Annotated in this window: 12 protein-coding genes; 9 read left to right on the top strand and 3 right to left on the bottom strand. The window is 41.5% G+C overall.

Translation table 11 applies throughout. The features are described from left to right. Positions 1 to 633: 633 nt before the first annotated feature. The 6 genes from TY49_RS16440 to TY49_RS16415 all read left to right on the top strand — a co-directional run bounded on the left by TY49_RS16440 (position 634) and on the right by TY49_RS16415 (position 9692). Entirely contained in the window at positions 634 to 1407 is a 774-nt protein-coding gene (locus TY49_RS16440; RefSeq protein WP_041966991.1) for an SDR family NAD(P)-dependent oxidoreductase, read from the top strand. Between the two features lie 488 nt (positions 1408 to 1895). After that, positions 1896 to 2981 (top strand): type III polyketide synthase, encoded by a 1086-nt coding sequence (locus TY49_RS16435; RefSeq protein ID WP_041966990.1) that lies wholly within the window; start codon positions 1896 to 1898, stop codon positions 2979 to 2981. Position 2982: 1 nt separating this feature from the next. Continuing rightward, complete coding sequence (locus tag TY49_RS16430) at positions 2983 to 3552, top strand: isoprenylcysteine carboxyl methyltransferase family protein (protein ID WP_041966989.1); 570 nt, start codon at positions 2983 to 2985, stop codon at positions 3550 to 3552. Positions 3553 to 3935: 383 nt separating this feature from the next. Further along, a complete protein-coding gene (locus tag TY49_RS16425) occupies positions 3936 to 7586 on the top strand; it encodes a dynamin family protein (RefSeq protein WP_041966988.1) in 3651 nt (1216 codons plus the stop codon). A 207-nt stretch (positions 7587 to 7793) separates the two neighbouring features. Then, positions 7794 to 8630, top strand: a complete 837-nt coding sequence (locus TY49_RS16420; RefSeq protein ID WP_041966987.1) for a sulfurtransferase — start codon at positions 7794 to 7796, stop codon at positions 8628 to 8630. Between the two features lie 171 nt (positions 8631 to 8801). Further along, a complete protein-coding gene (locus tag TY49_RS16415; RefSeq protein WP_041966986.1) occupies positions 8802 to 9692 on the top strand; it encodes a 5'-3' exonuclease in 891 nt (296 codons plus the stop codon). Positions 9693 to 9728: 36 nt separating this feature from the next. Here the strand turns inward: TY49_RS16415 and sspL are convergent, their stop codons facing one another. Next, positions 9729 to 9860, bottom strand: a complete 132-nt coding sequence (sspL, locus tag TY49_RS16410) for a small, acid-soluble spore protein L (protein ID WP_023627620.1) — start codon at positions 9858 to 9860, stop codon at positions 9729 to 9731. A 157-nt stretch (positions 9861 to 10017) separates the two neighbouring features. Between sspL and TY49_RS16405 the strand changes: the two genes are divergently transcribed. Beyond that, entirely contained in the window at positions 10018 to 10479 is a 462-nt protein-coding gene (locus TY49_RS16405; protein WP_041966985.1) for a divergent PAP2 family protein, read from the top strand. A 55-nt stretch (positions 10480 to 10534) separates the two neighbouring features. After that, positions 10535 to 10816, top strand: a complete 282-nt coding sequence (locus tag TY49_RS16400; protein ID WP_232310471.1) for a DUF6123 family protein — start codon at positions 10535 to 10537, stop codon at positions 10814 to 10816. Positions 10817 to 11050: 234 nt separating this feature from the next. On the opposite strand, the gene TY49_RS16395 is transcribed toward TY49_RS16400, so the two are convergent. Both TY49_RS16395 and TY49_RS16390 read right to left on the bottom strand, forming a co-directional pair. Next, entirely contained in the window at positions 11051 to 11989 is a 939-nt protein-coding gene (locus TY49_RS16395; RefSeq protein WP_041966984.1) for a DMT family transporter, read from the bottom strand. A gap of 1 nt (position 11990) precedes the next feature. Continuing rightward, positions 11991 to 12398 (bottom strand): reverse transcriptase-like protein, encoded by a 408-nt coding sequence (locus TY49_RS16390; RefSeq protein ID WP_041966983.1) that lies wholly within the window; start codon positions 12396 to 12398, stop codon positions 11991 to 11993. A 196-nt stretch (positions 12399 to 12594) separates the two neighbouring features. Between TY49_RS16390 and TY49_RS16385 the strand changes: the two genes are divergently transcribed. Next, the gene (locus tag TY49_RS16385; protein WP_041966982.1) at positions 12595 to 13251 is read left to right on the top strand and encodes a reverse transcriptase-like protein; all 657 of its coding nucleotides are present in this window, start codon (positions 12595 to 12597) and stop codon (positions 13249 to 13251) included. The last annotated feature ends 6 nt before the right edge of the window (positions 13252 to 13257 follow it).

Below are 13257 nucleotides of genomic sequence, written 5' to 3'. Positions count from 1 at the left end.
ATCATGACAGCTTTGGTCTCTCCACCTGCAAACCTGTCAAAATAATCGTGGAATCATGACAGCTTTGTCCACTTCACCATCAAAGCTGTCAAAAAAACAGAGGAATCATGACAGCTTTGGTCTCTCCGCCTGCAAACCTGTCAAAATAATCGTGGAATCATGACAGCTTTGGTCTCTCCACCATCAAAGCTGTCAAAAAAACAGTGATCTTTTTGACATCTAAAAGCCTAGTCCTAAAACTAGTGACTATAATGATCCGGAAATAAAAAAACTTCAAACCTAACTTGGATCAAAGGTAATTAGCTAACTCTTTTAACATCATTAAGTTTTATGAAAAAACAGGTATCACCATTCTGCGCAGAGCTAATAAACTAATAGAAAATGGATCTTTCAGGAAGTGGTCTATATGCAAAAGTTTTATTGTGAACATTGCCGTCTCTTATATGATGAAATGCGATTATGTAAAAAATGTGGCGGAGCAGCAGAAAAACAAATCTGGATTGAGGTCCAAAAGCAGTCCAACGAGAAATAGAGCACCTGGTTTGGTGCTTTTTCTTTTGCCAGGCGAGTAAACCTAATTTTCCTGCGTATTATGTTAAAATTAAGTCAATTTAGAGCAGGAGGATGATGTGTATGTTTTTGCCATCTTTTGATTTGAAGGGTAAAACAGCGGTAGTGACTGGTGCGGGAAGAGGAATTGGCAGGGCGATTGCAATCGGACTTGCTGAAGCTGGAGCAAATGTTGCCTTACTTGCACGAACGGAGGAAGATCTTAAGGAAACTTCTTCGGTAATTGAAAAATTAGGGAGTAAAACTCTTGTGCTCCCAACAGATGTGACAAATAGGGGTCAAGTACATAAATCAATTTCAGCAGTGCGCAATGAATGGGGAAAGATAGATATCCTTGTCAATAATGCTGGCATGAATATCCGTTCCAAGGCATTAGAGGCGACGGATGAAGAATGGCAAACGATCATGGATACCAATTTAAAATCAGCCTTCATGATGTCTCAGGAAGCCGGGAAAGTCATGAAGGGACAGCAATCAGGAGGCAAAATCATCAATATCGCGTCTGTAGCGGGGCAAGTAGCCCTCAGGACCGGTGTCGTCTATGCGGCAACTAAGGCAGCCCTAATGCAGATGACAAAGGTGCTCGCCATGGAATGGGGACAATACGGTATTAATGTGAATTCAATTGGTCCATGGTATTTCAAAACACCTCTGACTGAAAAGCTATTGGCAGACGAAGCGTATGTTAAAGACATCCTTGCAGTAACGCCGTTGAAGAGAATTGGGGAATTGCCTGAGCTGGTAGGACCAGTTGTCTTCCTAAGTTCTGACGCAGGAAACTATGTTACAGGCCAAACTTTATTCGTCGACGGAGGTATGACGATTCACGGATTCTAATCAAGAGAAGGTAGAATTACTCAAAGCAGCTCTTCTTAATCCGAATAGTCTCTTTACGGTATAAAGGAAGGACTGCATTTACCCGAAAAAGGTCACTGACATGAATGATTTTGTTGAAGACCAATCGATTGTCAACTGGTAAAGATTTTATAATGTATAAGGCAAGAGAGCATTGTATAATGAACTTGCACAGCAACTCCTTCAAAACGTTAGGCTTTCCCCGATTGTGGGGAAAGCTTTTTTTTCGTAGTATCAGAAAGTATATCATCTTTGAATTTGAAAAATGTCTAGCTCCAGCGCCTAGCCCCTCGATTGTTTCGGTTCGCCCAATGAAGTCAAAGAAGGACTTCAATGGTCGGCAGTCCAACGCTTGTCGGTGGCTGACCAGGGCGCTTGCGCTTTTCTTGTTTTAGTCTAAGCTAGTTTGACTGTATACTCTGTGGGTAAATGGAAAAAGTAACCGTACATAGATGTGAGGAGAGTATAACATGCCAAGAGTCATATCCATTGCAGAAGCATTGCCGCCATTTACAATAGAACAAGAAAAGGTAATGGATTTCGCAGAAAAGCTATTCAAGGAATCCTTTAAGGATATAAATAGGCTGCTCACCGTTTTCCAGAACGGCCAAATAGAGAAACGCCATTTTGCCAAAGATCTTGATTGGTTCGAAAATGACCATACTTTTGAAGAGAAGAATAATGCCTATATCGAGGCAGGTGTGGAACTTGGGGCAAAAGCGATTTCGAATTGCTTGAAGAGTGATGTATTCTTAAAAGACGAAGTCCTTCTTGAAGAGATCGATGCTATTTTTACCATCAGCAGCACGGGTGTGGCGACACCAAGCATTGACGCGAGAATAATGAATATCCTGCCTTCATCACAATACACTAAAAGGATTCCGATTTGGGGTCTCGGGTGTGCAGGTGGGGCAAGCGGGCTTTCGCGAGCATATGAGTACTGCCTGGCCTACCCGAAGGCCAAGGTACTTGTGCTATCCGTTGAATTATGCAGTTTAACCTTCCAGCGGAACGATCGATCAAAAAGCAATCTGATCGGAACTTCATTGTTTGCAGACGGGGTTGCCTGTGCCCTTGTCTGTGGTGATGATTCAGGCTATGAAAATATAATGAAAAAAGATTCTGCACCTAATATTATCGGTACACAATCCACAACGATGCCTGATTCTGAAGATGTTATGGGATGGGAAGTGAAGAATGAGGGATTGTATGTCGTGTTTTCGAAGGATATACCGACGATAATCGAAAACTGGCTTCAGCCAAATGTCTTAAGGTTTTTAAATACCAATGGTCTTGATGTTCCAGATCTTGATCATTTTATTGCGCACCCAGGAGGTAAGAAAGTATTGGAAGCCTACGTTTCTGCCATGAAGTTTCCTGAAACTATGACCGAGACTTCCCTGGACGTCTTAAAAGAATACGGGAATATGTCTTCTGCGACCATACTATATGTATTAAGAAGGTTCATGGAGACAGCGAAGGCAGGAGATCTTGGACTGGGTGCCGCACTTGGTCCAGGTTTTAGCTCGGAATTGCTATTGATGAGGTGGGAGTAACGTGGTGTTCCTCATATTTGTCGGATTGATTATCTTTCAGCGGATAACAGAACTAGTCATCGCGAGAAAAAATGAAGCTTGGATGAAAGCTCAGGGCGCAAAAGAATTCGGCCAGGGTCATTATCTCGCGATGGTGTCGATCCATACAGCTTTTTTCATATCTTTTATTCTGGAAGTGATCCTATTTGATAAAAACCTTTCAGATTATTGGCCTGTCTTGCTTGCTCTGTTTATTTTTACACAGGCAATGAGAATTTGGGCACTGACTTCATTGGGTAGGTTCTGGAATACAAAGATCATTATTCTTCCCGGGGCCAATGTCGTAAAAAGAGGTCCCTATAAAATCATCAAGCATCCAAACTATTTAATTGTTGCGATCGAGTTGATTGTGATTCCATTGATGTTCAATGCCTTTATCACAATGGCGGTCTTTACTTTGTTGAATATCCTAATTTTATCTATCAGAATTCCTGCAGAGGAGAAGGCATTGAGAGAGTTGACAAAGTATGAATCTGAATTCTCCAATCAGGGGCGTTTCGTCCCGAATTTGTTAAATAAGTGTGACAATTAATCTCCTTCCATTGAAAATGATAATCAATAGTGCTACACTTTCCTTAAGATGAAAATTATTCTCAGTTAAAAAAGAACCTTAAGGATGGTGTCGTACCAATGGTTTCAATGTTAGTTGTTTCGACCATAGCTGCTTATTCCTTACTTATGAAATATGTATTGAGCAATGTACTAAAACCTCATTAATAAACAATATTCTCATTTAGATCAAAAGCCGGGACTTAGGTTCGGGCTTTTTCTTTTTGTCCATGTCTGTGCTCTACTGGAGCGATTTAAGTGCTTTTAATTACCTTTTTCTAAGGGACGAAAATGTAATTATAGGAAAAGACCGAAAAATCATATAAAATAAAGTTATTCACAATTTTGTCACAAGGGGTTAGAGGAATGGGCCAGACTATTGCACAGCAAGATCAAAAGCTTCTTGGAAAGATTTTATCTTTATATAATTTAATGAATACAAATCACGACGAAGATACAGCTGAAAAAGTAAAGGAATTGGGACGGAAAGCAGTTGAGGAGGAATTTTCAATCGCTTTTTGCGGACACTTTTCTGCAGGGAAATCGAGCATGATCAACAAATTGATCGGTGACAACATCCTGCCGTCAAGCCCAATTCCAACCAGTGCGAATTTGGTGAGGATCAAATCAGGCTCTGAATATGCCAAGGTCATCTTTAAAGACGGCGGGTCTCGTCTGTATCCGGCTCCGTATGATTATGAAACCGTCAAGACGTACTGTAAGGATGGTGAACAAATCCAGGCTATTGAAATCAGCCATAATGGTGCTGAGTTCCTGGAACAGGCAGTCATCATGGATACACCGGGAATTGATTCTACTGATGATGCCCACCGCATAGCGACAGAATCTGCTCTCCATCTGTCAGACATCGTTTTTTATATGATGGATTATAACCATGTTCAATCAGAACTTAATTTCCTTTTTACAAAGGAACTAACGGACGCAGGAAAAGAACTTTACTTGATTATCAACCAGGTTGACAAACATCAGGATGCAGAATTGTCTTTTAATCAGTTTAAGCAAAGTGTTGAAGACTCCTTTGCTGACTGGGGAGTAAAGCATGCAGGGATTTTTTATACGTCGTTGAAATATCCTGAATCATCACATAATCAGTTTCAAGAGCTTCGATCATTTATCATGGAGCGAAAGGGCAAGAGAAAAGAAATACTGCCAGTTTCAATTTTTAAGTCGTTAGAAAAGCTGTCGGAGGACCATTTGGCGGGTATTCATCAGGATGTTGCTGAAGAAATAAATCAATTTGAGACGATCCTGGAAGAAATCACTGACAGTGAGCGACAACAGCTGTCAGTAGATCTTGATAACTTAAGAAAGCATATTGAAAAAATTCAGGTTGAGCGTGACCCTGAACAGGAGTTTCGTGCTGCACTCAATGACATTTTAAAAAACGCCTATCTAATGCCATTCCAGACCAGGGAGTTGGCAGAGGCTTATCTGCAGTCAAGGCAGCCAGACTTTAAAGTGGGCTTGTTATTTTCAAAACAAAAAACAGAACAGGAACGCTCAGCTAGATTAGACAATTTCTATCGGGAACTGGAGGATAAAGTACAATCTCAGCTCGACTGGCATATCAAGGATTTTTTATCAAAGCTGATCAAGAAGCATAATCTTTCCCAGACTGAGCTGCAGACTGCAGCAAATGGTTTCAAGATTGAGTTCCAAAAAGAACTGCTCTCAGAAGCCGTTAAACCTGGTGCGAGACTATCAGGAGACTATGTCCTCAATTATACAAATGATGTCGCTGAGGCATTGAAGAATCTAGCAAGAAGAAAGCTTGATCCCATTAAGGAACTGTTCATCGACTATGTAAAAGGTCATGATGATGAGGAAATAAATGAACTTCTCAAAAAAGAAGAAAACTTTGAGAAGCTTTTATCTGCGTGGAAAGCATTGGATTCAATTCAGGAAAACCTTGCCCAGCAACGGAGACTTATGTCGGAAATTCTTTATGGCGAACCGGCAGAATATAAAGAGGAAGACTTCCTTATTTTTAAAGCTGCCGAAAATGAGCCGGAAGTGATTATAAATAGTGACTCTGTTTCTGCCAACACCACCAGAGAAAAAAACGTTCCATCAGTAGAACCTCCTGTCGAGCAAGTGGGGAATGGTATAGCACAATTCCACGAAAAACAACAGCAGCTGGTCAGGAAAATGAATTATACATCTGAACAGATTGAAGCTATACCTGGCTTGAAAAAAATCGCCCGTGAATTGAAGGGTAAAGCTGCACGGTTAAAAGAAAGAGAATTCACTGTTGCCTTGTTCGGTGCATTCAGCGCTGGAAAATCTTCTTTCGCGAATGCTCTGGTAGGGGAGCGGATTTTGCCGGTATCTCCAAATCCGACAACTGCTGCCATTAATAAAATTAAACCTGTGACAACTGAGTATCCTCACGGAACGGTAATTGTCAAAATCAAAAGTTCCGACGAATTGCTGAAAGAACTGGACAGATCTCTAGGATTATTCGGCAAGAACACTTCTGATTTCGAGCGAGCGATCGATCAAATCAATAGTCTTAAATCCGAGGATAGCGGTTACAGTGCGGCAGAAAAGACGCATTACTCATTCCTGCAGGCCTTTGCCAAGGGATTCAGCGATTTTAAAAACAGCTTCGGAGAAAAGCTTTTGGTGGATCTTGAGTTATTCCGAGGGTATGTTGCTGAAGAGGAGAAATCCTGTTTTGTTGAGTGGATTGAGGTTTATTATGATTGTGATCTTACGAGAGAGGGGATAACCCTTGTTGATACACCAGGTGCTGATTCAATCAATGCCCGCCATACTGGGGTAGCTTTTGATTATATCAAGAATTCAGATGCTATTTTATTTGTAACCTACTATAACCACGCGTTCTCAAAAGCTGATCGCGAGTTCCTGATTCAGCTTGGAAGGGTCAAGGATACCTTTGAACTTGATAAAATGTTCTTCATTGTCAATGCCGTTGATTTAGCAAATTCGGAGGAAGAACAGGAAGCCGTTTTAGAGTATGTTGAGGGCCAGCTTGTTCAATACGGCATCAGGAATCCGCATCTATTTCCTGTTTCCAGTTTAAAGGGCCTTAATGGGAAGCTGGAAAATGAGTCTGCCGGAGACCAGCTATTTAATCAATTTGAAAAGGCGTTTTATACTTTCATCGCCAATGACCTGATGAATATGGCTGTCGAGGCCGCTGAGGCAAAATGGCGCCAGGCTGTGGGTACGATCGAGGAAATGATCAGCTCTGCAGAAGAAGACAAGGCAGCGAGGGCTGATAAACGACGAAAACTCCTATCTGAAAAGGAAGAAATGCTGTGTATTTTATCACAAAAGAAGTCAGCAGTACTTGAGGAGCGGTTGAACCTCGAGGCCGATGAATTGACTTATTACATTCGTCAGCGTGTATTCATCCGTTTCGGTGACTTTTTCAGGGAGGCATTCAATCCTGCGCTATTGAAGGATGATGGACGCAATATGAAGAAGGCTCTTGAAGCAGCGCTCGATGAGTTGATTGAAAGCATTGGATATGACCTGGCTCAGGAGATGAGAGCAACGTCTTTAAGGACCGAAGCGTTTATTATCCGGGTATTAAAAGAGTTCCAGAAAGCTTTGTTAAGTGAACTATTGAAAATTAACTCTTCGGTTTCCATTTCTGCAACAGATAATGGTCCACTTGCTGGAATAGAATTTGAAACAGCATATCAAAACATTGATCGTACCAAGTTTAGAAAAACTCTTGGTATGTTTAAGAATCCTAAGTCCTTCTTTGAGAAGAATGAAAAGAAATTAATGGCGGATGAACTTGAAAAGCTTTTACATGGACCTGCAGGTGAGTATCTTGAAGAAGAGAATGCTAGGCTGAAAAATCATTATCAGACTGAATTGGTTCGGGAGTTTGTAAAAGTCCAGGAGGATTTTTCAGAGCAGATCACAGAGTATTTTGAAGGGATTACGTCTGCACTTGAAGATAATTTCTCTATTGATATTGTTAAAAGGGCACTGTTAGATATCAAAATTTTCCAATAAAGGTTGAGTGCAAGGATGACCAGTAATAGATTTCATGCATGTGCGACTTGTGTTAATTTTCAGGCTGAGAAGCTGAATGGCAAAATGAACTACCATTGTGGCAGGCTTGGCTATGAAACAAAGAGCCATTATAAATTTTCCTGCTGGGACCCTAAAGAGCACGTGAAAAAATTGATGTCCAAAAAAACTAACTGAGGAGTGGTTCCCTTGCAAAATCATGTAGATTCTGAATGGCTTAATGACCATCTAGGAGACGAGAATACAAGAGTTGTCGATTGCCGTTTCAAGCTTGGGAGTCCTGACGAGGGCAGGCTTCTATATGAACGTAGTCATATTCCTGGTGCGGTTTATTTCGATCTGGAAAAAGACCTGTCCGGTATAGTCAAGGAACATGGTGGCAGACATCCGCTCCCGGAAACAACTCAGTTTAAAGAAAGGCTGCAAAATGCCGGGATTGATAATAATACAACAGTTATTGTTTACGACGGAAAGGAAGGAGCGTTCGCCTCAAGGTTATGGTGGCTTCTTAAATACGTTGGGCATGAAAAAGTCTATATCCTGAACGGAGGCTTCGATGCATGGGAGAAGTCTGGCTATCCAGCTGATCATTCCGTACCACATTATGAGACTGCAAAATACACCGTTGCAGAAAATCATGAAATGCTGGCTTCCTATGAAGAGGTGAAAGATATCGCACTAAAAGGGGCGTGTAGTACGGTCCTTATTGATTCGCGGGAAAGTAAAAGGTACCTGGGGATCGAGGAGCCAATCGATCGTGTTCCTGGCCATATACCAACAGCAATCAATAAGCCGTGGATGGAAGGCTATGAAAATGGTTCTTTTAAGCCTCGTGATGAACAGAAAAAGAGATTTGCAGAACTTAATCCTAATCAGCCTATCATTGTTTATTGTGGATCTGGAGTGACAGCTACGCCGAATTTTATCGCTCTACAAGAAGCAGGATTTAAGAATGTCAGGCTTTATGCCGGAAGCTACAGCGATTGGGTTTCTTACAGAGAAAATCCAGTATCTAGGAAGTTTTAAAGAAAAGTGGGCTCTTTTGATTCAATCCACAGCGTCAGTTCACTAATTGATTAATCGTTATTTTCGGAATATAAAAGGGATCTCCGAGAGTTATGTTATAATATCAAAGTTGACTTTATAAGATAAGGCATCAAGCTTTTAAAATAAAATTTTCCCAATGGAGGTACCAACTTGGATAATAATAAAACTTCTCTAATGCTAGTTGACGGGATGGCTTTGTTGTTCAGAGCATTCTTCGCAACAGCTGTTTCCGGACAGTTCATGATAAATTCCAAAGGGGTCCCTACAAATGCGATCCACGGTTTCATCAAACACTTTGCGACTGCAGTTGCAAATTTCAAGCCTACACATACTGCTGTATGCTGGGATATGGGCAGTAAAACCTTCCGTACGGAAATGTTCGACAATTATAAAGCGAATAGACCTGAGGCACCTGTTGAGCTGCTGCCACAGTTTGATCTTGTCAAAGAGGTAGTGGAAGCCTTGGATGTACCAAACATTGGCATGCGGGGCTATGAAGCTGATGACTGTATCGGGACGATTGCCAGGACGGTTAAGGAAGTGGATTCGGTTACGATTTTGACAGGTGATAAGGATATTCTCCAGCTGATCGATGACCGGATTTCTGTCATCCTGCTACAGAAGGGCTATGGCAATTATCTAGTCCACGATCGCAATAGCCTTTTTGCTGAAAAGGGTATCTGGCCTGAGCAGATGATCGATTTGAAGGCATTCATGGGAGACCCTAGTGATAACTATCCTGGAGTCCGCGGGATTGGTGAAAAGACCGCTATTAAGCTGCTCCAGGAACATAGGGATGTAGAAGGTGTCATCGCTAATCTGCATCAACTGACAAAATCACAGCGAGCAAAAATCGAGGCAGACCTTGAAATGCTTCATTTAAGCAGACAGCTAGCTGAGATTAAATGTGATGTACCTGTTGAATGCAAGATGGAGGACGCCAGATATAAAATTGACCGGGAAAAGCTTCTTTCCAAGTTCAATGAAGTTGAACTTAAAGGGCTGCACCGACTGTTCGAATACGAAGCGCTGCATGCTTAAAGGAAACGGCTGGTTTTTATACCAGCCGTTTTTTACTTACTTCGTATTTTTCTTCTTAGCGGCATTTTCCAGCTTTGACTTTGGTTCCTCAGCAAATTCAGCATCCTGTCCGTAGCCTTGCGGATTTACCCCGGGTGCCTTTGTTCCTCTGTTTCCCTTTTTGCTCATAGTAAGCGATCCCTCCAGAAAAGTTTTTGTTTAAAAATGTCCAGAAATGAGAAATAACCTTTATAGGTTGTCTGCTTATTACAGCTTAATCTTTATTATGAACGGACAAGAATAAAAGCAATCATTTTTCTTCAAAATAACATGGAGGTGACTGATAATGAATAAAGGCGCAGTTATTGCTATTTCAAGTATTGGCCTTGCTCAGGCCTTAAAAATACCGTTTCATTACGCAAAGACACAGGAGTGGAAACCAGATTTATTTTTGGCAAGCGGCGGAATGCCCAGCTCGCATTCAGCTGGTGTGTCATCTTTAACAACATATGTTGCTCTTACAAAAGGTGTACGTTCGATTGACTTCGCATTGTCACTCGTGTATGGCATAATTGTCATGTATGATGCGCAGGGGATAAGGAGACAAACAGGAGAACTGACTTTAAAAGTTAATGATCTTGATGAATTAATTGATAAAATCCATGAAGATGACCCTGTAGAGTTTGAAGAAAAGTCTCCAGATCCATTGAAGGAAATGCTTGGCCATCAGCCCAAAGAAGTACTTGGCGGAGCCCTATTCGGCATGGCGATGGGGTTTGCTGGATATCTTTTAACGAAAAAACGGTAGAAAAAGCTCGGATATTGCGGTAAAATTTTACTAGAGACGCCTTGAAGAGAGAGGATTGATTCAGTCAGTGCGGACAGTTGAAGATTACTTGCTTCATTTGAAAAGCAAAGGGTTCCAGTTGCGAGAGGATGCCATCGGCTTTATTTATTTCGGTCAGCAATATACGAATTCCACCGATGAACTTACCAATACAGCCATTGAAATTACCCTTTTGGCCCAAAAAGGTTTTGATGGAAGCTTTTATATCTCGTTGCTGGAGACGTTCGCTTCTAATAAAATTCATTCCCGCAAAGCAGCATTGCAGTACGTAAAAAAAATCGAACTTTTGGCCGTATGATCGAAAAGCGGAAGCGCCTTGGTCAGCCCCGACAAGCGCTGCCCGCCTAAAAGCGCCACATCCTGTGGCTGGCGGGTCTAGCACATCGTGTGCCACGGAGGGCTTGCCAGTGAAGTCGTTCTTTGACTTCATTGGCAAGACCGAAGCGACTCGAGGGGCTAGGCGCTGTAGCTGGACAATTCTCGAAGTAGAAATTATATAAACAAAATATAAGAAAAGGCTGGTTTCAAAGCGTTATGCTTTGAAATCAGCCTCTTTTTTGGGGAAGACCTTACGAATGAAACTTTCGAATTTGCCAGAAGGTAATTCCGCGAAAACCATCCCGGCAAAAATTAGCGCACAACCGACCAGGGCGCTGTATGTTAGACGTTCATTGGCCCAGAAGTAAGCTGTAATGGCCGCAAAGACTGGCTCCATTGCAAAAATCAAGGCAACTCGAGTAGCAGTCGTATGTTTCTGGAAATTGGTCTGGATGAAAAACGCCAGTGCAGTTGCAAGTATAGATGTAACCAACAAGGCAACCATGACATTCGCCGAAAAAATGACCTCAGGGTTGAATGCCCTTTTCCAATCCTCGAATAGGACTGAAGATACTGCAGATAGGGCAGCAACAGTTGAGATTTGGACTGTCGTCAAAAGGAGAGTTGGATAGCTGCTGCTGTATTTTCCGGTAAAAACGATGTGCAAAGCAAAACCGGCTGCACATATGAGGACAAAGCCGTCTCCAATGTTAAGACCTGAAACATCTGACATTGTTAAAAGATAAAGACCTGCAGTTGCTGCAGAGACACCCGCTATAGAGTTGATGCTTGGCCGCTGTTTTAAAATCCCGATCATCAGCAATGGTACCAGAACTACACTTAAACCAGTTATAAATCCAGTCTTGGATGAGGTTGTATACAACAGGCCTAATGTTTGGAATGCATAGCCGATGAACAGAAAAAAGCCCAGCATTATTCCTGATAAAATTAATTTTCGATCCAGCTTTTTTAGCTGATCTTTTTCAAAAAACATAAGCCAAAGCCCTAATAGGATTGCTGCCAGGGTGAATCGGACAGCATTGAAAGATTGTGGCTCAAGAAAAGAAATTGCATTTTGTACAAGAACAAAAGTTGCGCCCCAGATGAGGGCTACGAATAGTAAGCTTAAATCCGCGAAGGTTGATGCTTTCATGTTAGTTTTCGGTTCCTTTCATGTTGTTGTCCCTTACTGCTTTTCTTGCCAGATCGTCAGCTGTTTTATTTTCACTCGATGGAATCCATTTCATGAAGAAGAGGTCGAATTGATTGGCAAGCATTAGTGCTTTTTCCAATAGGGGGGCATATAGTTTATTTTTGACGAACTCTTTCTCAACCGCTGCATTAACAAGCTGTGAATCGGTTCTGAAGGAGACAACTTTAAAACCTTTATCAAGGCAGATTTCCAATGCTTTTATAAATGCATGATATTCAGCTTCATGATTGGACATGACACCAAGAGGAATGGAATATCTAAAAACTTCACCTTCACCTTTAATAAAAATGCCAGCACCGCTTGGACCAGGGTTGCCAGCGCTTGCACCATCAATATACACTTCGAACAACAAAGATCACTCCCAGTTGGTTTGTACAGATAATAGTTAGTGTATCATAATAGCAGTGAAAATTTATAAAAATATACAAGGAGCATTTCAGTTTCATCGTCCCTTTTTCATTGTAACGTGCTCGGAAAATGGGTAAGATAACTAAAAATAACCCATTTGGCGGAGTGAAAAAACAGAAGAAAGCGGGGGAGAAGTCATGAAATATAAATTGGAGTGGGAATACAAAGCTAAAGGCATTGATCCCATCCTATTCAGCTCTGATTTCCTTGATGGCGAGCATGCGCTGCATGCTGGTGAAGAATTAGAAAAATCGGGTAGAGCTGGTGAAATTTCTTTCATAGATGAAATCGGTACTTCGTGGACATTAAAGGAAATGCGAAAGCTCCTACAAGAAGTAGAAGAAGAACCTCATGACCTTACCGTTTTTTTTGACGGTGGTTTTGATAACTTTAATCATAAAGCCGGACTCGGGACCATAATCTACTTCAAACAAGGAAAGAAGAAGTACAGACTGCGTGCCAATGAAGTTTTCGATGAACTTGAAACGAATAATGAAGCAGAATACGCTGCTCTATATTTTGCCCTTACTATCCTTGAAGAAATGGGTGTCCGAAACATGACCTGCGATATAAAAGGTGATTCCCAGGTTGTTTTGAAGCAACTCGAAGGGGAGTGGCCTTGCTATGAAGAAACCCTAAACCGCTGGCTTGACAGAATCGAGAATAAGATCAAGGAACTTGGATTGTATCCGAAATACAATCCTGTAGGCAGGAAAGAAAATAAAGAAGCGGATAAACTGGCCACACAGGCATTGCAGGGTAAAATGATCAACAGTAAGATGCAAATATTATAACCAGGA

Origin of the sequence: Mesobacillus selenatarsenatis SF-1, from assembly GCF_000813125.1 — a bacterium.
GTDB classification, from domain to species: domain Bacteria; phylum Bacillota; class Bacilli; order Bacillales; family Cytobacillaceae; genus Mesobacillus; species Mesobacillus selenatarsenatis.
This window is presented reverse-complemented; position numbering and strand designations above follow the sequence as displayed.